Source organism: Nitrospinota bacterium, assembly GCA_029881495.1.
Lineage (GTDB): Bacteria > Nitrospinota_A > UBA7883 > JACRGQ01 > JACRGQ01 > JAOUMJ01.
Genome location: JAOUMJ010000007.1, coordinates 26,063 through 48,761, shown reverse-complemented (window position 1 = coordinate 48,761; position 22,699 = coordinate 26,063). Strand labels below are relative to the sequence as shown.

Below are 22,699 nucleotides of genomic sequence, written 5' to 3'. Positions count from 1 at the left end.
GAAAAACTTGAGGAGAGGAGAGGAGAGGAGAGGAGAGGAGAGGAGAAAAAAAGGAACCAGGAAATTGCGTCAGATCGATTCCGGCAAAACCCAACCAAGTTCGCGAAGAATGATCGGGAGCGATTCCCTCGTGGTCCTTCGTATCGCCTGCGCAATGTAGAATTCAGATTTTTCAATAAGCCCATCCCGCACGAGCTGTAACAGGTTCTTGTTGTCAAACATCCCCCTAATGCGTTGCAACAGGGAGCGCCCCTCCCTCTCGATCCTCTTGAGAGGTTTTCTCGAGTAGTGCCTGTTGATATTAGCAAGCGCGTTCACCGCGGTGCAGGCAATCTTCACATTGTGATGCCTCATATACTTTTCAAGCACCTTGGCAGATTCAAAATGATCAATTAAGCCGAGACTGAAAATGATCTCCTCCGCCAGATCCGCAGGTGCCGTTTCAAGCTCCTTCCCCAATATCGGAATCGCGTCGGCGCCATAAACTACCGCCATCGCCCTGGCACCCTGCTTCCTTACAAAATCGTTGCTCGATTCCGTAAGTCTAAGCGCGAGCTCTTCAAGCGGAAGATCCATGAGAACCGGATCAACATAGGTATGGTCATATAGCCTTTTTTTCCGTAGTCCCTTCACGGCAACCGGCCTCGACGGGCGAAACAGCATGGCAAAGATGTTGAACGAAAAAACCCCGTGGGGCTCTGCAGGCTTTATCCCTAAAACCTTGTAATGGTCCTGTATCGCTCGGTATGCCTTTACTACCTCTTTGAATTTATAGGTGTTACCTATCCCATTATTTGTATCGGGATGATATTTCTGAACAGCCTTTCTATAGGCCTTTTTAACCTCGCTCATATCGGCGCCAGGTTTTACATTAAGTATGTCAAAGCACCTTTTCATTTACCAGCGTTTACCCCCAAATTAGGGCTAATTGTATGTAAATTAGATACCCTTGTCAATATATTTTTCTTTCCTTTTTTGCCTCAAAAGCTAACTACCTTTGTTTCGGAAAAATGCAATAATTACTTGATATGATTTCCATTATTGATGCGGCTGGCGTAACTTACAAATTCCCGACAGGGGAGTTTAAATCTGCCAAAGATGGCTCTGCTGACCCGGCAGGAAGACCCCTGCTACACAATATCCATTTTACCCTTAATAGCGGTGAAATTATATTTATCAAGGGGGAATCGGGTTGCGGAAAAAGCACCTTCCTGAAACTCCTTAACCGCCTCATAGATCCCGACACCGGCAGAATGGAATTTAACGGGAAGGAGTACCACTCCATTGACGTAATGGAACTGAGACGGAAAATACAGCTGGTGCCGCAAACCACATTCCTCATGCCGGAGATGACGGTAAGAGAGAACCTGCTCTTTGCCGCGCCGGATGCGGGGGAAGAGAAGATCGTCCACCTGATGGACGCATTCAACCTTCCGCACAATCTCCTTGAAAACTCCGGCTCCCGTATATCGGTAGGGCAGTCTCAGCGGTTTTCCGTTATTCGCGCGCTACTGATGAAACCCGACGTGATACTCCTCGATGAACCGACAGCCGCGCTCGATCCGGACAACCGGGAGAGGTTCCAGGAATCGTTCCTCCGCCTCCATGGGGAGGGGGGGCTCTCCGCGGTATGGGTCACGCACGACGAACTGAAGATCGCAAACGGAAAAGGGAGGCAGATGCGCCTTGATAAAGGTGGGTTCATATGAACAGTGTCGTGATCGATCCCTCAGCGCTCGATCTGGCGATGGTCGCCCTCCTGTTCGGGATAGTTATTGCACTCTCCATTAAGGAACAGCTCGGCATTGAAAAGACCTTCCTCCATGCCGCGGTACGATGCGTCGTCCAACTCCTTCTGGTCGGTTACATCATCGAATATATCTTCGCCCTGAACCGATGGTATTTTGTTGTGCTACTGATAATCACGATGAGCGTTATCGCCGCGACAGCGGGATCGCAAAGGATGACCTCTCGCGTCAAGAATGTCGGCCTATACGTCTGGTTCGCGATATTCACCGGGACGATAGTGAACACCTTCATTGTTACAGAAGTTATCCTGAAGATAGAGCCGTGGTACGATCCCCGGTACCTTCTCCCGCTTGCCGGAATGATAATGGGGAACGCGCTGAACTCCGGCTCAATGGCTGGAGAGCGGTTCCTCTCCGAATTGAAGAACAGGAAAGCGGAGGTGGAGACTATGCTGATACTCGGCCACTCCTCCACGCGGGCCTGCATAGAGATGAAAAGATCCGCAGTTCGGGCAACCCTCATACCGACGTTCAACGCGATGTTCACTGTCGGTTTTGTGCATCTCCCCGGCATGATGACCGGACAGATCCTTGGAGGGGCGTCGCCGGTAGTTGCGGCAAAATATCAGATAATCGTGATGTTCATGATTTCAAGCACTGTGCTGTTGACCGCCCTGATACTTATCAACCTTCTGAAAGGGAAGTATTTCACCAAAGCGCATCAGCTGAATTACCACCTTCTGTAAAAGAGGTTCTCCTACCTCAGCCTTTCGAGATACGTTCCCAGTCCTGATGTCTGCCGGCTGGAATTGACCGCCCTTTCAAGCTCATTTTTTACCTCTTCCCTCTCGGCACCGGATGAAGCGCTCACCTTCTCTTCCAGGTTGAAAGGGGTGATCTGACGGTAGCCGTACTTTTCTATCACCCCGCTGTTTCTCCCCCCTCTCCTTGCAAGGATCACGGAAATATCGTCGAAGTAAACAACGCTCCACTCTTCCATCGGCAGGTTTTTCAAAACGGCGTCCCTGTATCCGGCGATAACCCATTCGACTTTGTAGAGATCGAGCATTTTTGCGTATCCGAAATCCTCCAGCCTCCTTATCGTGTTCGCGTGAAGGAGGTCCCGCCCGTCGATGAATACCTTGCGCGATGGATATAAACGGTAGATGAGGTAGCCGCCAAAGGGGTGCGAATTGAACATCTCCCCTTCCATGGGCACCTTCTCAATAAAATCAACCGCCGATACCGGGATGCGGTCCATTGCGATCCCTCGTCCCGTATCCAAGGGCTGGGAGTATACCGCCGCTATGGAAACGATTGCCATAATTGCTAAATAGACGACCTGTTTCAGCCGGATATTTTCGATGCGGTTCTGCCAGAGGGTGACGACGGTAAAGAGCGAAACTATGCAAAACGGCTCCATCCCTCTAAACGAGGTGAGGCCAAGATAGCCGAAGCCGGCGACCAGCATGACGGCATACGGCGGAGCTTTCCTCGCTCTCGCGAATATCAAAACCATCGCGGCGAAGATCACCAGCCAGTAAATAGTAAGCTGGGGAAGCTCCCATGGAAGCGGAGGGGGAGCGTGTTCAGCGTTCAGAAAGGCGACCTCCTTTTTAAAAAGGAGGTATCTGAACGAATAAAGATAGATATGAATGTGATTCGGATTTACAAGTCCGGCGATAAATGAAGCCCCGAACAGGGCGGCAAAAGGTTTCCAGTTCCGCCTCTCAACTATCGATGAAAGCAGAAAAGTTCCTGCGGTGATAAGGCCGAATACAACACCAGCGTGAAGATTCGACCAGAAAAAAATAAGCAGAGGCACCTTGTAAAGATCCCTGACGCTCATGCTTAATCTCTCCCTGCCGTAAAGCCGGACTAGCTGAAAAAGGACAAGGACGAAAAGAATGTCGGACGCAAGGATCGGCCGTAGAAAAAACCTTAGGCGCAGTGACGCAATAACGGCGATTGCGAGAAGGGCAGATTGCCAGGCGGGGACCTTTAACCTGAATAGGAAATAAAGCGAGGCCGAAAAGAGCGCGACGAGGATGGCCCGGAATACAACCAGTCCATCAACGCCGGATATTTGATGTACTGCGAACAGCGGTAGATCGAAAAGCCAGTTGTGAAAAACCCATTTCGCCCCCGCAGTGGTAAACGAAAAAGGATCCTTGAAGGGGAAACCGAGATTTTCCACCATCCATCTGCCGGAAGCGATGTGCCACCAGACATCGTATGAAACAATTTGAAATAGTGAGAGAATGAAACCCGCAGAAACGGTTAGAATAAGGGGACGTTCCATTATTGTTTTCATATTCAGGTGTGATTATAGGGAAAAGAGAGGTTCGGCGCGTTTTTTTTTCGCCCCCTTTTTCGCGTAAACAGATGCAGGGAGTTTTTATGAAATATCGTGAACTTGGAAGAACCGGAATGAAATTTTCGGAGATCGCTTTCGGCGCCTGGCAGATAGGGGGCGCTCCGTTCTGGGAATCAAAGGGGGAAAAGGCCTCCATGGAGGCGATCTCGGCGGCTTTGGAAGCCAACATAAATATTTTCGATACCGCACCTGTCTATGGATTCGGCAGGAGTGAAGAGTTGATAGGCAAAGCGTTGAAGCCATATCGCGACAATATCTTCATCGCGACGAAATGCGGACTTCGATGGAAGAAGGAAGATCTCGCCACCCTTTACCGCGACCTGAAACCGAAGTCGATCCGCGAAGAGGTGGAACTTTCCCTGCGGAGACTGCAAACCGACAGGATAGACCTGTACCAGATACATTGGCCCTCCGCCGACGATCCTGTCGGACCTACCATGGAAGAACTTGCCAAACTGAAAGAGGAACAGAAGATCATGGCGATAGGGGTGAGCAACTTCAACCTCCCGCTTCTACGCGAAGCGTCGGGAATAGCTCCGATCGATTCAATCCAGCCGAAGTACAACCTTCTGGAAAGAGAGATCGAAGATGAGCTTCTTCCATTTTGCGCCCAGGAGGGTATCGGCGTCCTTGCCTACAGCCCGCTCGCGTCCGGCCTTCTCTCTGGAAAATACAACAGCTCTTCCGCATTCAACGACTGGCGGGGGAAGGGGAACATGGGGCTATTTAAAAAAGATAAGATCGATGAAGCTTTCAGGAGAGTCGGCAAACTTTCGAAAATAGCCGAAGAGAGGGGGGAAAACCTCCTGCATCTCGCGCTCAACTGGGTCTTGTCCAACAAAACGGTAACAGCCGCGCTTGTCGGGGTAAAGGACGGCAACCAGCTGAGGCAGAACGCAAAGGCGCTTTTAAAACCGCTGTCGGAGGAGTTGAAGGCCGAGCTTGAGGCGGTATAGCTGATAGCAGTAGCCTTCAGGTTATCTTCGGGATCTTTTTTGAAAGACCCCGTTTATCGGCGAGCTTGTACTGGTGCTCCATCCATTGATCGTACTGTCTCTCAAAAAGGGCCCTGTTCCCTTTCCTGTCTACATCAAGCGCACATCCGCCATATGTGGTGATGACAGTTTTGCTCCTCCCCCCTATCAGCCTGCTTACCACCTTTTCCCCTCTCTCTATCGGGACGAATTTCCTGAAATAATCGGACGCCGAGATAAATCCCATCCTGTACAGTTTCATGGCTAGGATCATGAACGCCCAACCGAAAAGCCCTTCGAGGCCGACGTTCCTTCTCAAAATCCCGATTCCGCTTTTGAGGATATTGGAGAAGCGCCTAAGGTATCTGACCCTGTAGAATTCGGTGAACTCGTTTTTGTTTTTTATCTTGAACGGTTTAAAGAGGTGAAGATTGTTTATCCTGTAAAGCCCTTCCGCGAAATGCGAGTAGGCCATCCTTATCCCCCTTCTCCTCTTCTTCGGCTTGTAAAAATCGAGCGTCTCTTTCCTCGTCATCCCCATGAACCAGTCGTAGTCGCCAGCCGCCTTGCATCCATCGAGGAACTCGTCTATCTCCATCGGCGTGGCGAGCGGCATATCCCCGGCACAGGCAAAAAACAGTTTCTCGCGAAGCTCTTCATCATTATCCTCGTCTCCCGGCTTGTATTTCACAAGAGAGTGAATAAATGCTATCCAGACATTTGCCACAATGTCGGTACTCTCCTGCACGGGAAAAACCTTCCCCGAAGGGATATCCCCTCCATGCTCCTTGAGGATCCTTTTGATCTCGTCCGCCGGGCCGGTTATGAAAATCCTCCCTATCCTCTTCACCTCCAGAAGTGCAAAAAGAATATGGATGAAAAGGGGGCGGTTCTTGACGAGGAGCATGTTCTTGTTTATCGGCAAAATCCCGAAACGCGACTCCTTACCCCCCGCAAGAATTACGGCGTCTATGGAATCAATGTTACTGCTCACTCTTGTTTACCCCTGGCTGAATAGCATTTCGGGAAAAATTTATCATCAATAAATTCCATTAGCAGGAATTACCCTGCTCATGTTACATCCAAAGGGGAAAAAAACGACAGAGAATTAAATGGAAGGCGTTAGTTCGTACCAAAATGAATTTGAATGCGTAAATTTTAGATATATATGAACAAGCTCTGCGCATTTATTTTCGCACTTTATGCGCGCATAACTCATTGTTTTATTGACTTTTTTAAATCTGAGGAGAATTATACTGTGCATTTGTTTTCGCATATAGAGTATTTTTAATGCCCTGGACTTTCGTAACAGTTTGATATTAATACCTTAACATTTTTGGCATAAAAGGTGCTTTATTCTAGGGCAGAAAGCATTCGTGCTTGGTTTATACGTCGAGTCTCTCCCCGTCCTTTCGCCTGTCCGGATTCTTTTCTATTTTTATAGAACTCCCACTTCCGGACAGGCGAATAATTTTTCCCGGCCAGAGAAGAAATAGCGCCGATCCGTTAAAATCCGAACAAGCCCCCCTCTTCCCGAAATGTGAATCCGCATGTTTCGATATCATCCTTGAACCATGGGTATTTCCGGCAGATGAACGGCTTTTTGTCCATTTCATGAAGCAGGCATATGTTATCTTCAGAAAGCTGGTCGCATTTCCTGTCAATCTCAAGGAGCGCCCTGTCCGATATCTTGTCCGCATCTACGAGTTTCACGCCATGATAAGAGTAATAGGCCTCCGCATCCTCCAGTGTTCCATGTTGCCTTACGATATTGCTCAATATCCCGGTGATCCGAAGCTTTTTGCAGCATTCACCGCATGAAACGCATTCCCCTTCGCGCACTATTTTCCTTCTCATACAATTACTTTTTTCAGCTCTATCGGAGTTTCTATCATGGCATCGGGCTTCGCTTCGATTATCTCTTCCCTCTCCCTGAATCCATAGGTCACACCGACTGTCCTTATCCCGGAGTTTATCCCGGCCTTTATATCAACCCTGCTGTCCCCGACTATCACCGATTCCTTCCTTGAAGAGGAAGCCTCTTCAATTATTGAAAGTATCATTTCCGGCTCCGGCTTGCTTGTTTGATACGAATCCCCCCCCTTTACGGAGAGGAAATAGCGCCTCATATCAAGCCCGTCGATTATCTTGTCTACGTAACGGAACGGTTTGTTCGACGCAACAGCCATCTTCTTTCCCAGTGATGCGAAATGCTCAAGCACCTCGGGAATCCCGTCGAACATTACTGTCGTATCGAGGAGCGTCTCTATATATGTATCCTGAAAATGTTTGATAGCCTCCGGCAATCTTTCGGCGTTGCCGGATTCGATCATGCTCTTTTCGATGAGTGGACGGACGCCGTTGCCGACGAAGGAATAGAGATGCTCAACCGGAATCTCTCTCTGCCCCATCGCGGCTAGTGTGCTGTTCACCGCGTCGGCGATATCCTTTTTCGAGTCGATCAGCGTGCCGTCAAGATCGAAAATTATCAGATTTGCTTCTATTGTATTCATGAGCAGAACAGTATAAATGAAAAACCGGGCATTTTAAAAACCGTTCTCCGCCTCCGGTATAAATACGCTATCATGTCGGCATATGATTGATTGTCATGTACACCTCCTTACGGCCGAAATGGTCGAGGATTCCAGGTTCCGCTTCGAGAAGAATTACCCCGGTTCGGCGGATATGCTAATAAAGAAGGCATCACATCTGATAAACCAGAAATTCATAAATTTCCTCAAGGAGAGAACGCTGGAAGATCACGCCAAGCAGTGGCTCTCCGAGATGGACGCAAACGGGATAGATAGAGCGCTCTTTTTCCCCATTTCAGAGCAACCGGAGCAGGTGCGCGACTTCGTAGCCCTTGCTCCCGAGAGGTTTGCGGGTTACGCCTACCTGAACGACCCGCTGGCAAAAGACGCCCCCGAAAGGCTTCGCAACCAAGTCACGCAGTACGGTTTTCGCGGGCTGAAGCTCTACCCCTGCCTTCAGCTTTTTCATGCGTACGACGAAAAGGTCTTCCCATTATACGAAGAGGCGCAGAGCCTCGGGGTTCCGATAACCTTCCACATGGGGATAACGCACGCCCCTGCATCCGATTACCGGTATACAAATCCGCTCGACCTCCAGCTCCCGCTACGGCTTTTCCCCGACCTGAACTTCATCATCGCCCATTTCGGAGCCGGCTTTTTCCGCGAGGTATGCCTCATCGCCTATCACACCGACAATCTGTATGTCGATACATCCGGCACCAACAACTGGCGAGATTACACCCCTGAGAGGATGGAGCTTATGGAAGTGTTCAGAAGGGCGATCGACATAATGGGAGCATCGAGAATCCTGTTCGGCACCGATACCGTGATGAGACCAGACAGCGGATACAGAAAAGCGATAATGGAAGAGCAGAAGGCGATAGTTAGATCGCTCTCCCCTGATCCTGCCGACGCCGAAAAAATCCTTGGCGGCAACGCCGCCGAACTTTTCAAAATATCGTCAAAATAATTCCTATAACCGCGCTTTCCACGTCGAGTATTTCTGGCCAAGCACAATAGAGTGACATTGAAAACGGATTTCAGCTATCTGGATAAAGTTGACCTCGCAAGGTATGGGACTTAAAAGAAAGGGCGGCCTTTGACTATCAAAGGCCGCCCCGGCAAAGAAAGCTATTTCTTTTCGTCGGAAGCGTTGAAATATTTCATGAACTCCGACCTGTCGGAAAGAATTACCGCGTTGTTGCTCGTTAAAGCCTTGCGATAAGCCTCAAGCGACCTCTGGAACTCATAAAACTCCGGATCCTTTTTGAAAGCATCCGCGTAGATCTTAATGGCGACCGAGTCGGCCTCACCGCGGATAATCTGCTCTTTCTTGTAGGCCTCGGCAAGCATAACGGTCTTCTCCTTATCGGCATTTGCCCGTATCTTGTTCGCCTCTTCTTCACCCTCGGCTCGGAACTGCGAAGCTATCCTTTTTCGCTCTTCCCTCATTCGGCGGAAAACGGAATTCTTGTTCTCCTCCGGCAAGTCCGCCCTTTTTATCCTTACGTCTATGATGGCAATACCCATCTCCATCTGCTCGGCCTTCTGGTTTGCGCGCATGGTAACGTTCTCCATGAATACCTGCCTGTTAACAGAAACTATCTCTTCGAGAGTGTGGGAGCCGAACTCCTGCCACAGCTCGGAGTAGATGATGTCCTTGATACGTCCACGAGCCTTTATCTCCGTCCTCACTCTCTTGTAAAAGAGCTCCGGGTCGGTGATCTTCCATTTCGAGAAAGAATCGACGACAAGCGTCCTCTTGTCCTTCGTTACTATTTCCGTAGGGGTAATATCGTAATCAAGAAGTCTTTTATCGTATTTCGTTACCTGCAGGATTATCGGTATCTTTGTATGCAGGCCCGGCTCAGAAACCGCCGTTACGAACTTTCCGAACCGGAGGACTACCGCCTGCTCGAACTCCTGCACGACATAAAAGGAACTCCCTGCAAGGAATAGCGCGACAACCAGCAGAATTCCAAAAACCAGATTTTTTACTTCGCTCATCATTTCACACCTCCCGCTCCGGTAGGCGCCCCGGCCGAGCCAGGGGGCATCAACGCTTGATCCTGACCAAATGAAAGGATCGGCATCATCTTCTCGGCTGTCTGTTTATCGACAAGAATCTTTTTGGAATTCTCAAGCACAGCTTCGACAGTCTCAAGATAAAGCCTCTTTCGTGTAACATCCTTCCCCTTCCTGTACTCTTCCAACTGCTGGGTAAAGCGGGATGCATCGCCTTCAGCCCTTTTCTCTTTCTGTTCGCGATACGCTTCGGCCTCTTTCAATATCTGCTCGACCTTACCCCTTGTTACCGGGATGATTGAATTCAGATATCCTTCAGCCTCTCGGATAAGCCTGTTCTTATCCTCTTCAGCGTTGTTTACATCCTTGAATGCCTCTCTAACCTCCTGAGGTGGGTGTATGTCCTGAAACTGCACAAGTCCGACATGGATGCCGCTTTCATACTTGTCGAGTATTTTCTGTATAAGCTGACGGACCTCTTCCTGGACGCGCCCCTTGTCGGTGGTAAGAAGCATATCTATCTCGGTTCGTCCAACCGATTCCCTGAGCGCGGATTCTGCCACACTCCTGACGGTCCCTTCCAGGCCGCGGTCATACAGCTCCCTGGAATCGTCGTCGGCTACCTTGAAGAGGTAGTTGATCGGATCCGATACCTGGTACTGCACTACCATGTCGATATCCACGATGTTCACCGACTTGGTAAGCATCAAGGATTCTTCGAGGAAAGCGTTCGGATTCGGCTGACGTTCCCTGGTCGATGAACGGAAACCTATCTCTACCCTCTTTATCTCCTCAACCCTGACTTTTATGACATCGCCGATCGGGGATGGCACAAACCAGTTGAGTCCCGGCTCGGAGACCTTCATGTACTTTCCGAAAAGGAGGACAATTCCTCTTTCATTAAGCTCAACCTTGTAAATTCCCGTAAGTACCCAAATACCGAAAGCTATCATAAGAGCCGAGATTATCGTGCTCTTGTTCAAAGGCGGAAGATCCGGGAGCTTGATATCAGGGATGTTTATCGGGGGTTGCTGACCGCCAGGCGGCCTCCATTTGTCTTCCCAACCCATTATTGTTACTCCTTTTGAAGCTAAAGATTGATTAAGTTAGTAAAAATATACGGTGAACCAGTATTGTTACTTATTTAAACCTCATGTGCAAGGGTTCCGTTGCATAATTAAAGGAATTGACTTTGCCGGAAAGTCGTATATATTCTCTTATTCTGGATTAAACGGGGCTGTGGCGCAGCTGGGAGCGCGCTTCACTGGCAGTGAAGAGGTCAGGGGTTCGATCCCCCTCAGCTCCACCATTTCCCCATATCAAACCCCACATTCTGCGTGATAACGGCCTCTCGAAATTCATCCGGGGATCGAAAGTGAGTTTTCGTTTGCGACCGAACAGGGAGCAACGCAAAACAGGACGTTTTGCGAGAAAACGAATCGGGTCGAGCGAGCGTTGCAGGAGCAGCGCGAGAGTGACCGATCCCCCTCAGCTCCACCATTTCCCCATATCAAACCCCACATTCTGCGTGATAACGGCCTCTCGAAATTCATCCGGGGATCGAAAGTGAGTTTTCGTTTGCGACCGAACAAGGAGCAACGCAAAACAGGACGTTTTGCGAGAAAACGAATCGGGGTCGAGCGAGCGTTGCAGGAGCAGCGTGAGAGTGACCGATCCCCCTCAGCTCCACCATTTCCCAATATCAAACCCATCAATTCCTGCCATACTAAGGCACCCTGAAAAACATCAAAGTGCCGCACTTGGTCCGGAAGAATATGCCGTTAAGCCCTGCATTCGCATCTAAAAGAATTTCGGCAAAACTTATAAAATCGTTTAATCTATTGACGATGATCTCAAGAACTTACATACTAATTTTTACGGCGTTTGTGATTCTCGTACACGCCCAAAAAGCTGAATCATCTCAAAAGATAAGCCCACAAAACGGAATAAAGGTAAATCTATCTGCCACTGAGACGGAATGGCTAAAGCAACATCCGGTCATTCGAGTCGGTCCCGACCCTGCCTTCCCGCCAATAGAGTGGTTCGATAAAAAGGGGGAACTTGATGGTATCGCCGCTGAATATCTTGAAATTATCCAGGACAGGACCGGGCTGAAATTTACTATTGTAAAACTGGAATCATGGGAGACCGTGCTTGATAAAACAAGAGCAAAAGAGGTCGATGTATGGAGCGCGGCGGCAAAAAATCCGGAACGGGAAAAGTATATGCGTTTCACCTCGCCATACCTTCGGCTTCCGGCGGTCATTATCGTGAGAAGCGACAAGCTAAGGAAACATACACTGGAAAGCCTCAAGGGGAAGAAAGTCGGGGTCACTTTCGGTTACGCGGTCCACGATTATCTCATGGAGAATTATCCCGAACTTGAGATCACCCCAATGCCTGACGTGGTCAGCGGTCTGCGAAAACTTGCTTTTGGCGGGCTTGACGCCTTTATCGCAAACATCGCCACGGCATCGTACTACATCGAAAAGGAAGCCATAATGAATCTCCATGTTGCCGGTGAAACCGGTTTTATATACCAGCTCTCCTTTGCCGTAAGAAAGGACTGGCCCGAGCTTGCAGGGATACTTGAGAAAGCGCTTGCAACACTCACCGGAGCTGAAAAAAGCAATATCGTCCGAAAACATATCATAGAATTCAAGGAACCGTGGCTGACACGCGGTGAGCTGACAGCCCTCATCCTCATCATTGGCGGCGGGCTGGGAATAGGATTCGTGCTGACATGGAACCGTTCGCTTAAAAACCAGGTGAAACTTCGGACAGAGGAACTATCCAGGGAGCTTGCAGAAAGAAAAAAGATGGAAGACAGCCTGAGACACGCCAAGGAGCAGGCTGAGAGAGCGAACAGGATGAAAACCGAGATGCTCGCCAACACGAGCCACGAACTGCGTACACCCCTGAACAGCATTATGGGTTTTTCAAGGCACCTGTTAAAAACCGAAATTACAGAGGAACAGAGGAAACCGCTCAAGATCATTCAGGATTCATCCGAAAAACTTCTTCACCTGATAAACACGCTTCTGGATGCCGGAACAGTAGAACATGGAATAGCCGAGCTGGACGAAACGCCGTTCAATTTCATTGAATTCATGGAGATGACCATAGAAATCCCAAAAAAGAGCGCGGAAGCGAAAGGCCTTGGTTTCATATATCAGATATCACCCAATGTTCCCGCCATCCTCATAGGGGATTGCGACAAGCTGATGCAGATATCGAAAAACATACTGAACAACGCCATTAAGTTCACGCAAAAAGGGGAGCTGAATATGAAAATATACCTCGATGATGAACAGAAAGACAAGCGCGCCTGGATACATTTCGCGGTGAAAGACACCGGCATCGGAATACCGGAAGACAAGAAGTCGCTGGTGTTTGAAAACTTCAAACAGGTCGACGGATCGATATCCCGAAAATTCGAGGGTATCGGTATTGGGGCGTCAACGTCGAAACAGTTCGCGGAGCTGATGGGCGGGAGGCTATGGTTCGAAAGCGTAGCGGGAGCCGGAACCACCTTCCATTGGATACTCCCTTTCAGCGTGCCGTAAGGAACTGACTCCCTCCAAAGTAATCATCATGCCAAGGTTTGTGTTGGCCCAGCCAAATTCGCAATTTGCCTGATTGCAGTTCGAGAAAGGGATGTCAATAATACCAGGCGCTGTGGCCAGTAGGCCTGAAGTTGCGCCTATGTACGCGTCTCTATCCTATTTCTTTTTTACAGCAAGACTTAGCGTCTGGGTTGTAGTCCCGGGCCAGAACAGAAGTAGCGGAGACGCAATGAATATCGATGAGTAGGTACCAATCCCGATACCAACCAGGAGCGCAAAGGCGAAATCATGAATAACCGAACCGCCGAAGATAAAGATCGCCAAAACAACAAGGAGCGTGGTGCCGGATGTAATAACGGTACGGCTCAACGTGGCGTTTATGCTACCGTTGATCAAGTCGTTTATCGGCAAAGACCTCTTCAGCCTCAGGTCCTCCCTGATGCGGTCGAACACGACTATCGTATCATTGAGCGAGTAACCGATCACCGTAAGCAACGCGGCAACAACCGGCAGCGCGAACTCCTTGTCCGCGATGGAAAAGGCGCCAACCGTAATGATCGTATCGTGCGCCAGCGCTACTACCGCCGCGACGGCAAAGCGGAATTCGAACCTGTATGAAACATAAATAAGTATCCCTATCAAGGAGTAAAGGATAGACATAATGGCCTTTGTTGAAAGATCGCTTCCAACCTTTGGTCCAACCATCTCGACCCTTTCAATGATAAAACCGTCCTCCCCATACTTGCCAACCAGACTTTCTTTAACCATCTGTACTGTTTTATCATGCGCCCCGTCTTCGGAGTGGAGATTGATGATAATGACCTCAGGCTCGCCAAATTCCTGAATGTCCCCGCCGTTTGCATCAAGGGCATTCACGATCTTCCTTACCTCTCTGATGTCGACAGGCTCCTTGAATTTGATCTGTATCAGTGTGCCGCCGGCAAAATCTATCCCGTATTTCAATCCCCCGTGCAAAGCCACGCTGAGCAATGAAATAGTGATCAATACTGCGGAGAATATATACCCGGTCTTTCTAAAATCAAGAAACTTATAGTTTAAATTGCTAATCGAAAATCTCATGTTCAGATGCTCACACTTGTAACTTTCCGGCTGGAAAGTATCAGGTTAAAAACTGTCCGCGAAACAAAAACCGCGGTAAACATTGATGCCAATATGCCGATGGTCAGGGTCACGGCAAACCCTTTCAAAGGACCGGTACCGAACTGAAACAGCACTATCGCCGCGATAAGAGTCGTAATGTTCGCATCGATAATCGTGAGGAACGCCTTTGAAAAGCCGGCCTCAACCGCCGCGCGTATCGTTTTCCCGTTCGCGACCTCCTCGCGAATTCGCTCAAAGACCAGAACGTTCGCATCCACCGCCATACCGACTGTGAGGATAATTCCCGCGATGCCCGGGAGTGTAAGCGTAGCTTCGAGATAGCCCATTATCCCCGCGATGACCACAAGGTTCAAAATGAGCGCAAAGTCGGCGATTATCCCCCCTATCCTGTAGTAGGCAAGCATAAAGAGTATTACGGTGACCAATCCAAAAATAATCGATTTTACCCCTTTTGCTACGCTGTCCGCGCCGAGAGTGGGGCCAACAGTTCGCTCTTCAAGGAGATGCAACGGTGCCGGCAACGCACCGGCCTTCAGTACTATCGCAAGATCGTGGGCCTCTTCGGTCGAGAATCCGCCCGAGATCTGCGCCCTACCACCTCCGATGCGCTCCTGAATGACAGGAGCGGAATGCACCTTCCCGTCCAGAATAATGGCAAACCTCTTGTTCACGTTCTTTTCCGTTATCTCGGCGAACCTCCGTCCCCCTTCGCTGTCGAAAACCAGAAGTACGTATGGTTCGTTGTAACTCTGATCAATACGCACGTCGGCGTCCTCGATCGATTCGCCTGTAAGGAGAGCGTTCTTCATCAATACATACGCGTTTCTTTTCTCATTCTTTCCGGTGTTGGGATCTATTTCGTATCTCCAGAGTACCTCTCGGCCAGCAGGGATATCACCCGCCACGGCCTTCTCGATGCTCGCATCTTCATCTACCATCTTGAACTCAAGCATTGCGGTGGTTTTGATGAGCGATTTCGCCCGATCGGGATCCTGTACCCCCGGAAGCATTATAAGTATCCTGTTCTCCCCCTGCCTCTGAATGCCAGGTTCCGAAACGCCAAACGCGTCTATCCTGTTCCGCAGGGTTTCAAGCGCCTGGTCGACTGAATTCTGTCTCAGCGTTTTGGCCTTGTATTCGCTGAATGTATAAACAAGCTCCCCTTGCGGCTGGCCGGAATCTTCGCTCAGATCGGAAAATTCAGAAAAAATCCTCTTAGCCGATACTGTATCGTCAGGATTGGCAAGAACCACCCTCAGAGAGTTGCCCCCCTCGGTATCCATATGCCCGACGCCAATGCCGTCGTTCTCAAGTGCATCCTTTATTTCGTTCCTGAGCCTTTCAAGCTTCAGTTGAATTGCCTTGTCTGTTTCGACCTCATACACGAGGTACATCCCCCCCTGGAGATCCAGTCCGAGCTTGATCTTCTTTTCCAGCGGAAGAGCTGAGTAAAGCGCGGTTATAAGCACAACCGCGGTCAATCCAAAACGCCAAAGAAGAGGTTTGTTCATATGCTTTTCGTCACCAGTGATGAAACGTAATTTTTATTTATTTTCACTTTAACCTCTTTCGCTATCTCAACAGTAAGTTCGTCATCCTTGACCTTCACAATAGTCCCGATGATACCGCCGGAGGTTAGCACCCTGTCCCCTTCCTTCAGGTTTTCTATCATCTGTTTTGTCTCCTGCTGTTTCTTTCCCTGCGGGCGAATAATAAACACATAAAAGATAAACAGAAGTAGTATCAGCGGAGCGAAACTCATAATAGTGTCGACCGTCGATACCTCGGCCCCCGTAGGTGGTGCCATAGCGAAGGCGTTGTCTACCAGCGAAAACATCAATTAACTCCTATTTAATAAAATCAAAAGGATAGATTAAAACCTAACCGGATGAAAAGTTCAAGAAAAACCGAAAAAACAAATTTTTCGTCAAACAGGCCCTTGCCGCCCCCCTGTTTCGCCAATCTCTCCTTCGTCCTCCCCCCTGGCGAAACATGTGGCAAGAAAAAGGGCGCAAATCACGGAAAGCATCATAACAACCCTGTGAAGGATCGACTGATGGTATGGCATGTTTACGTACCAATAGACCATGAAATAATACGTCTCAAAAAATATTGCTGAAAGAAATAGGAAATCCCATACAAGTTTCGTGCTGAAAATCCTCCTGAAATACGCAACAGTCGCCCCGATCAAAAGGTAAAAATGAATGCCGAAATTGCCGCTTATAAAAAGAGAGTGCCAAAAAGCCGCGCTCTTTTCCCCTACCGTATTATCAGGCATTACTTCATTACTCTGCCGGATAATGTCCGCTGGCGCGCCGGCCGCCATGCGGAAAAGACCTGATAGCATAGGATCGTGATACTCCTTTATTGCCAAAAATAGCAGGAAGGGAACACCGAATCCGGCTACCCTAATGGACGGGAGACGCCTGTTTTCCCAAAATTCCCGGACAAGATACATCCCGATAAAACCGAATCCGGTAAGGCCTGTTATTATCCCCTTCGTTTTGGCAAAAGATACAAGCGTAAAAAAGATGATGGATGTATTCAGATCGGTCTCATCGCCGTCCCTGATATATAAAGAAAAGAATAAATATCCAAGCGCTACCGCAACTATCAGGAATATGTCGATGTACGTTGATGTCATATGAAAGACGAAAAGCGGGATCGAAACTACAAGGAAAAGGGAATAAAGCCCCTGACGCGTATTCCTTTTTTGCGCAGGCGAAGTATAGACAAGCACCATAAAGAATACGGCCAAAGTTAAAACACCGTAATTCAGATAAAAATGATCCGCGCTCCCATTCAGGTGCCACGATAACAGCGGGGCATAGTTTGGCCAGATCCCGTTATGAAAGATGGAATTATTTATGTCCACAACGCCCGCATGCACCAGTAGCGGGTGGTATCCGCGCGACCTCAGCGCGTCATCTCCATTGGTAGGCGTACTGATCCCGTGAAAAACAGCGAGCAGGACTACCGCGACCACAACGGCGACCAATATCGCTTCGAACGCGGAAAAAGATATCTTTTCCTGCCGCAGTTTATGGCGCGATAAAGTCTCTGCTACAAAGCCGCTAAACTCCCTCCACCTGTACCCCGCCGATAAAAGCGGTAAGGCGACTATGCCGACTGAGATGGATGCCATCGGTGCCACCCCCGTAACATGTTGAACCGCAAGATACGCAAGAGAAAAGTATCCGGAACCGATAAACCAGCCGAGGGCAATATCGTACGCCAGGTTTTTCCGCAACAACCGGGCGTGATGGCCTATGACATAGCCTGAAACCGCTGTAAGCGTTGCGCTTATGAGGTAGATCACTCTTTCCTCGCTATGAAAACATTCCTGTTGAGCTCATACACCTTCCTGAAGCCTACGGGGAGCGGATACGCCGAATTGTATGAAACGATCGCGTTCACGCTGTTGATGTCCGCCTTTACGTATGTCGGAAGACCCGGCCATGGATTTCCAAAAAGCGTATCATTGTCAGGTTCATAAAAAACGCACCTTTCGGGAACAATGTTAAAGCAGAAGGCCTCAGGCGAGAACCAATCCCCGCTTTCGTACATCACCACTACTGTATCGCCGGTTCCAATTATCTCTCTTGCCTTTGAGACAAGAATGCCGAACTCGGGATAATAGTAATTGAGTTTAATTTTCTCTTCGTTTGAATCGAGAATATTGTAATTGACGGAAGGGGCAAGCCTGAAAGCAAAGTGAAGCGCAAATATGCAGACCCCCGTCAGGGATATCAATACCGCAAACTTTTCCGTCTTTATCTTTTTCGAATAAAGCCGTGCGAAAATCAGAACAACGACCAAAACGAGATATGAAACTCCAAGCATTAAGGAAAAACTGATATTCCTGTTTACATCCCAATATGCCGGCGTAATAAAGTTGATAGTCGTATGCCAGATGCTTATCGGTTTCCAGAAAAAAGCGGATCCTTTTTCCGCGCTGTAATCCCGCAGGTTTGCCGGCGTGGTAACTGCCAGATTTCTAATTCTGAAATTCCCCGTCCCCTCAAATATCAGCATAGGCCTGCTGCCGGGCGACCACCCTATCGTTCGCCTGAGATCAAACTCAACCCGCCCTGTCCCGCTCCATATCTTCTTCCGTTCGCTGAAGAGATAGTCAATCTGCTCGCCACCCGGTGTCAGAGAAGAAGATGAAACCAGGAAATTCCCGTCAGTCTCGTATTCAAATGAAACTGCCGCGACGTTCGGCATGGCAAGCATCAGGTTTTCCCTCTTGTCGACATCGAACAATACGACCCCTTTATCCACCTTTAACGGTGTATGCGCCATCCAGGTCTTTTCATCCTGGGGTACGGTGATGGTCGCCCCTTCAGCATTGTTCGTATGTGGAACAACGATCATCAATACGAAAAAGAGAAATGGAAATCGGCAAATCCCGGCGATAAAGGTCATGCCGGAATTCTACGTTGTGAACCAACCTATTTCAAATGAATTGCCAGCCGATCCGGTAATAAACAACCAGAATCGTTCCGATGAAAAGAGAAGCGATAGGCGGTTAGCGTCTTCTTGCATATGCCATTTATTCAATTAGTTACAGCCAGCACGCAAGAGTTCTCCGTTTTGCCTTTTTGGTAGAAAGCTCTCGAAAAGCCGATTTTATTCTCCAAACAATCGCTGATACCGCAAAAGTCGATCGCATGAGCGCTGAAAAATCGGATATTATTTAAATTGGAAGGCTAAGGTATATGCCGATTTGGCCGATATACCATAGAGGAGAAAAACGTCCGCCCAGCATATTACGAAGCGGACAGATCTACGAATGCCGAAAAATTCGGAACTGAATTACTTGCAGAGCAGGAGGTTTATAAATGGATCAGGCACATGCTGAAGGGGTACACCGCTCGTCATCACCCGAAGCGGCAAACGCTATCAAGATGACAAAACTTTTTTCCGAGAGCTATATTGAAGCGTTCAACAAGCTTGGCGGAAAAGGGAAGTTTACCGTATCCCCCTCTTACTACCTTATCAACTCTGCCCAGACGCGCCATCGCGTCGCATCCCTCCTCGATTTCACAGGTGGCATAAACGGCCTCGTAATCATAAACTACCCCGAAGAGGCGGCAATCGACGTCGTTTCGGAATTCATGAAGGGGATGGGGATGGGCCCTGAAGATACACCAAAGGTCATAGCCGAAGAGGTGACAAATACCCTCGGCGAGATTTGCAACCAGGTTGTCGGGAGCTTCAGGAAGAATCTTGAGAGAAAATACGGGTTCCAGGCGACATCTGGCACGCCTATGACCATGCTCGTAAATACGCAGCTGAACCTTTCGCCTGTTGACGCGAGAGGCTTTTTCTTTGTCCGGTCGCAGATACTTACCCCAAGCATGAAAGCATTCTTCATAGAATTCTGCATTCAGGAAGGTGTTTTCGTAAAACTCAAAGCCTAGCACCAAGAAAAGAAGAATTCCCGCCGGGTGGCTTCGCTGTTTTTTAGCCGGGCAATCGCTGAAGCGAAACCGCAAGCGCGGCGGGCGCAAACATCCCGGTGAAACGGTTTTTCCCGATAAACATGGAAGAACCGGACGAATAGATATAAAATATTACCCAAGGCGACTCTACAATGCAGACTACAAAACAGAAAATACATTGAAAACTAAAAACATAATCATCGCGGCTCTGATAATCGCCGCCGTCATCTCCCTGGGCGCCCTGGCAAATCTCGGCTATAACAGCGTGGGGGGCATACAGGGGATAGAAACCATCACATTGTGGATGAACGGTAAAACCGTTCCGCTTGACCTCAAAACAGAGCGCCCCACTGAGGATGCGGAGAACATCCGGGTCGGAAGGGTGAACTATGAATTGCGATGCGCGGTTTGCCATGGAACCATGGGGGACGGGAGAGGGAGCAAAGCAGAAAGACTCAAAACAAGGCCGACCGATTTCACCACCGGCGTTTTCAAGTTCCGCTCTACCAAAGGAGCGGTACCTGACAATCTTGATATTTTCAAAACCATTTCGCGCGGTCTTCACGGCACGGGTATGCTTGCATGGCCCGGCCTTACCACGACTGAAAAGTGGCAATTGACCTACTATGTAAAGACTTTTTCCGACCTGTTCGAGGGGGCTGACAAACCTGAGAAGGTATACATCCCTTCCCCGATAATGAGCAGACCTCAATACATGAAGTTCGGGGCGGAGATCTACAGCAAGGCGAAATGCTACGAGTGTCACGGACACGAAGGGAAAGGGGACGGCGAAAAAGCCGGCGAACTTAAAGACGACTGGCAACGCCCCATCAAACCTGCAAATCTGAAAGAGAGAGGATTAAAGCGTGGCAAGGATATCGATGAGATATACCTCTCCATCGCAACCGGACTTGCCGGCACGCCGATGCAGTCGTTCGCAAAATCGCTGAAACCTGATGAGATGCTCGCCCTCGCCTACTATGTCCAGTCTCTTTCCCGCGTCCCTACCGAGAACGGCTTCATTACGGGGATTCTAAATATGGAGGATGACGAAAGGAACGGACTATTCATAGACCATGTTCTGATGCCGACGCTCTACCGGGTAAAATATTTCGGCTGGATGTTTTAATACCCCCTAACTCTCCTCTCAACAAAACATCGCTCGTTACCCCCAAGCAATTTTACATTTAGCAGAACTGCAATATACTGCTGACAACAGGAGCGTCAATACTCACTGTTTATCCACCAGTTGAGAAATCGATAAGTAACTTATTTTAACATTATATTTCTTGTTATTGCAGATGTTACACAGTAACATAATAGAGGGTGCGCGATGCTTTCTATGAAAACTGCCCAGAAAAAAACATAATTTTGGTGAACAAACGAAATGGACAGTGTTCTAAAGCGATTTGAAAATGTCTCTGATTTTACGTCTGAGGGCGTTGTCATATTTGCCTCGAAAAGGCGCAGGCCATCACCAGGCTGGGTCACTGGAAACTGGATCCCGCAACAGGCAATGTTGAAGGCTCAACCGAACTTTTCAATATCTTCGGCCTTTTCAGAGACCAAGCGACACTCCCGGCTTTTGCCGACGTCGTACACCCGGATGACAGGGAATTCGACCTTAAAACCATCCAGCGGGGGATCGATTTTGGTGAGCCCTGGAACATCGAACATCGGCTTCTGATGAGAGACGACGCCATTAAATGGGTACAGGCAATGGGTGAACCGATGCTGGATGATGACGGGAAGGCAACCCAGATACCAGGAACGGTTCAGGATATTACCGACCGCAAGAACAGGGAGGATGAAAGGAGCCGTCTGTTGACAGCCGTCGAGCAGTCCCCCGATACAATTGTAATTACAGACCCTGACGGGAAGATCGAATATGCAAACAGGGCATTCGAGAAGGCCACCGGATTCACCACTGCGGAGGCAATAGGACAGAATCCGCGCATTATCAAAAGCGGCAAACATGATGAGGCTTTCTATAAAAATCTGTGGGATACCATAAAGGGGGGCAATGTCTGGGAAGGCTTTTTTACAAATAAGAGGAAGGACGGCACCCTGTACGAAGAGTTGGCTACTATCTCACCCGTCTTCAACTCCGACGGCAGGATAATATCTTTTGTCGCAAGCAAACGGGACGTATCCAGGGAGCAAAACCTGAACAGGGCCAGGGAATTCTTCACCCACGCAACCTCACATGAACTGCGAACTCCCCTGACACATCTGAAAGCTCTTCAACTGCTGACATCAAAACTCCGCGAAAAATATCCTGACAGCGAAGAAGCGAAAAAGTCATGCAACCTGGCCGACATTCTTTTTAACAATCTGGAGAGGATCGTTTCTGCCACCAGCCTGCACCTTGACATATCGTCAAAGAGAGAGATTCCGTTTCACAAATTCAAGGTTGTGCCGTTCCTGGAGAACCTCTTCCTTGAGACAGTGAAAGTCGTCAAATCCGAAAATCGTGACATATCACTGTCTATTGATCTGGAGCGGCTACCCGAGGAAACCTTGATTTTCGGCAACGGGGAGATACTTGGCCGCGCGATCAATGAGATACTTTCAAACGCGATAAAATATACTCAGGACGGAAAACGAGTTGACCTTAAAACATCAATTGATCGCGGTTCACTGGTAATTGAAATTATTGATGAAGGGATCGGAATTGCTGAGAATGAACAGAATTTCCTTTTTGACCCGTATTATTCAGTCGAAAACATACTTGAACATTCGACCGGCGCATACAAGTTCAAAGGTGGGGGGATCGGCCTCGGTCTCACAATCGCCAAACTGGTGATCGAATACCATGATGGGACCATCCTTCTTGAAAGCGAAGGGAAGGATAAGGGTACAAAGGCAACGATACTTCTTAAACTTGCAAAACCTTATTCTTGAAAATG

Annotated in this window: 20 protein-coding genes and 1 tRNA gene; 9 read left to right on the top strand and 12 right to left on the bottom strand. The window is 48.8% G+C overall.

Annotated elements, in window-relative coordinates; translation table 11 throughout:
- Window positions 1-69: 69 nt before the first annotated feature.
- A complete protein-coding gene (locus OEY64_04530; protein MDH5542214.1) occupies window positions 70-897 on the bottom strand; it encodes a DnaJ domain-containing protein in 828 nt (275 codons plus the stop codon).
- Between the two features lie 131 nt (window positions 898-1,028).
- Between OEY64_04530 and OEY64_04525 the strand changes: the two genes are divergently transcribed.
- Both OEY64_04525 and fetB read left to right on the top strand, forming a co-directional pair.
- Entirely contained in the window at window positions 1,029-1,709 is a 681-nt protein-coding gene (locus OEY64_04525) for an ATP-binding cassette domain-containing protein (GenBank protein ID MDH5542213.1), read from the top strand.
- Window positions 1,706-2,494: an iron export ABC transporter permease subunit FetB gene (fetB, locus tag OEY64_04520; GenBank protein ID MDH5542212.1), complete on the top strand. Its 789-nt coding sequence runs from the start codon at window positions 1,706-1,708 to the stop codon at window positions 2,492-2,494. The genes OEY64_04525 and fetB overlap by 4 nt, the downstream gene beginning before the upstream one ends.
- 11 nt (window positions 2,495-2,505) lie before the next feature.
- On the opposite strand, the gene OEY64_04515 is transcribed toward fetB, so the two are convergent.
- Window positions 2,506-4,050, bottom strand: a complete 1,545-nt coding sequence (locus tag OEY64_04515; GenBank protein MDH5542211.1) for a hypothetical protein — start codon at window positions 4,048-4,050, stop codon at window positions 2,506-2,508.
- Window positions 4,051-4,148: 98 nt separating this feature from the next.
- Here OEY64_04515 and OEY64_04510 point away from each other — a divergent pair, with 98 nt between their 5' ends.
- On the top strand, window positions 4,149-5,081 hold the full coding sequence (locus tag OEY64_04510) for an aldo/keto reductase (GenBank protein ID MDH5542210.1): 933 nt from the start codon (window positions 4,149-4,151) through the stop codon (window positions 5,079-5,081).
- 16 nt (window positions 5,082-5,097) lie between these two features.
- On the opposite strand, the gene OEY64_04505 is transcribed toward OEY64_04510, so the two are convergent.
- The 3 genes from OEY64_04505 to OEY64_04495 form a co-directional block, all read right to left on the bottom strand.
- Window positions 5,098-6,093 (bottom strand): NTP transferase domain-containing protein, encoded by a 996-nt coding sequence (locus tag OEY64_04505; protein ID MDH5542209.1) that lies wholly within the window; start codon window positions 6,091-6,093, stop codon window positions 5,098-5,100.
- A 512-nt stretch (window positions 6,094-6,605) separates the two neighbouring features.
- Window positions 6,606-6,956 carry a YkgJ family cysteine cluster protein gene (locus OEY64_04500; GenBank protein MDH5542208.1) on the bottom strand — a complete coding sequence of 117 codons (351 nt, stop codon included), beginning with the start codon at window positions 6,954-6,956 and terminating at the stop codon, window positions 6,606-6,608.
- On the bottom strand, window positions 6,953-7,612 hold the full coding sequence (locus tag OEY64_04495) for an HAD hydrolase-like protein (GenBank protein MDH5542207.1): 660 nt from the start codon (window positions 7,610-7,612) through the stop codon (window positions 6,953-6,955). The genes OEY64_04500 and OEY64_04495 overlap by 4 nt, the downstream gene beginning before the upstream one ends.
- Window positions 7,613-7,694: 82 nt before the next feature.
- Between OEY64_04495 and OEY64_04490 the strand changes: the two genes are divergently transcribed.
- A complete protein-coding gene (locus OEY64_04490; protein ID MDH5542206.1) occupies window positions 7,695-8,600 on the top strand; it encodes an amidohydrolase family protein in 906 nt (301 codons plus the stop codon).
- A 161-nt stretch (window positions 8,601-8,761) separates the two neighbouring features.
- Here OEY64_04490 and hflC read toward each other — a convergent pair whose 3' ends face one another.
- Together hflC and hflK are read right to left on the bottom strand one after the other, a co-directional pair.
- Window positions 8,762-9,640 (bottom strand): protease modulator HflC, encoded by an 879-nt coding sequence (gene hflC, locus OEY64_04485; protein ID MDH5542205.1) that lies wholly within the window; start codon window positions 9,638-9,640, stop codon window positions 8,762-8,764.
- Window positions 9,637-10,725, bottom strand: coding sequence for an FtsH protease activity modulator HflK (hflK, locus tag OEY64_04480; GenBank protein MDH5542204.1), 1,089 nt, complete (start codon window positions 10,723-10,725; stop codon window positions 9,637-9,639). Before hflK ends, hflC begins: the two co-directional genes overlap by 4 nt.
- A gap of 163 nt (window positions 10,726-10,888) precedes the next feature.
- Here hflK and OEY64_04475 point away from each other — a divergent pair.
- Both OEY64_04475 and OEY64_04470 read left to right on the top strand, forming a co-directional pair.
- Window positions 10,889-10,964, top strand: a tRNA-Ala gene (locus OEY64_04475).
- 466 nt (window positions 10,965-11,430) lie between these two features.
- The gene (locus tag OEY64_04470; GenBank protein MDH5542203.1) at window positions 11,431-13,221 is read left to right on the top strand and encodes a transporter substrate-binding domain-containing protein; all 1,791 of its coding nucleotides are present in this window, start codon (window positions 11,431-11,433) and stop codon (window positions 13,219-13,221) included.
- 156 nt (window positions 13,222-13,377) lie between these two features.
- Here OEY64_04470 and secF read toward each other — a convergent pair whose 3' ends face one another.
- From secF to OEY64_04445, 5 genes are all read right to left on the bottom strand, one after another.
- Window positions 13,378-14,301, bottom strand: coding sequence for a protein translocase subunit SecF (gene secF / locus OEY64_04465; protein MDH5542202.1), 924 nt, complete (start codon window positions 14,299-14,301; stop codon window positions 13,378-13,380).
- A 2-nt stretch (window positions 14,302-14,303) separates the two neighbouring features.
- Complete coding sequence (secD, locus tag OEY64_04460; GenBank protein MDH5542201.1) at window positions 14,304-15,854, bottom strand: protein translocase subunit SecD; 1,551 nt, start codon at window positions 15,852-15,854, stop codon at window positions 14,304-14,306.
- A complete protein-coding gene (gene yajC, locus OEY64_04455; protein ID MDH5542200.1) occupies window positions 15,851-16,180 on the bottom strand; it encodes a preprotein translocase subunit YajC in 330 nt (109 codons plus the stop codon). Before yajC ends, secD begins: the two co-directional genes overlap by 4 nt.
- Window positions 16,181-16,270: 90 nt before the next feature.
- A complete protein-coding gene (locus tag OEY64_04450) occupies window positions 16,271-17,662 on the bottom strand; it encodes a hypothetical protein (GenBank protein ID MDH5542199.1) in 1,392 nt (463 codons plus the stop codon).
- On the bottom strand, window positions 17,659-18,771 hold the full coding sequence (locus OEY64_04445) for a hypothetical protein (GenBank protein MDH5542198.1): 1,113 nt from the start codon (window positions 18,769-18,771) through the stop codon (window positions 17,659-17,661). Before OEY64_04445 ends, OEY64_04450 begins: the two co-directional genes overlap by 4 nt.
- A 416-nt stretch (window positions 18,772-19,187) precedes the next feature.
- Between OEY64_04445 and OEY64_04440 the strand changes: the two genes are divergently transcribed.
- The 3 genes from OEY64_04440 to OEY64_04430 all read left to right on the top strand — a co-directional run bounded on the left by OEY64_04440 (window position 19,188) and on the right by OEY64_04430 (window position 22,694).
- On the top strand, window positions 19,188-19,769 hold the full coding sequence (locus tag OEY64_04440) for a DUF3334 family protein (GenBank protein ID MDH5542197.1): 582 nt from the start codon (window positions 19,188-19,190) through the stop codon (window positions 19,767-19,769).
- Window positions 19,770-19,968: 199 nt separating this feature from the next.
- The gene (locus OEY64_04435; GenBank protein MDH5542196.1) at window positions 19,969-20,919 is read left to right on the top strand and encodes a cytochrome c; all 951 of its coding nucleotides are present in this window, start codon (window positions 19,969-19,971) and stop codon (window positions 20,917-20,919) included.
- Window positions 20,920-21,335: 416 nt separating this feature from the next.
- The gene (locus OEY64_04430) at window positions 21,336-22,694 is read left to right on the top strand and encodes a PAS domain S-box protein (GenBank protein ID MDH5542195.1); all 1,359 of its coding nucleotides are present in this window, start codon (window positions 21,336-21,338) and stop codon (window positions 22,692-22,694) included.
- Window positions 22,695-22,699: the final 5 nt, after the last annotated feature.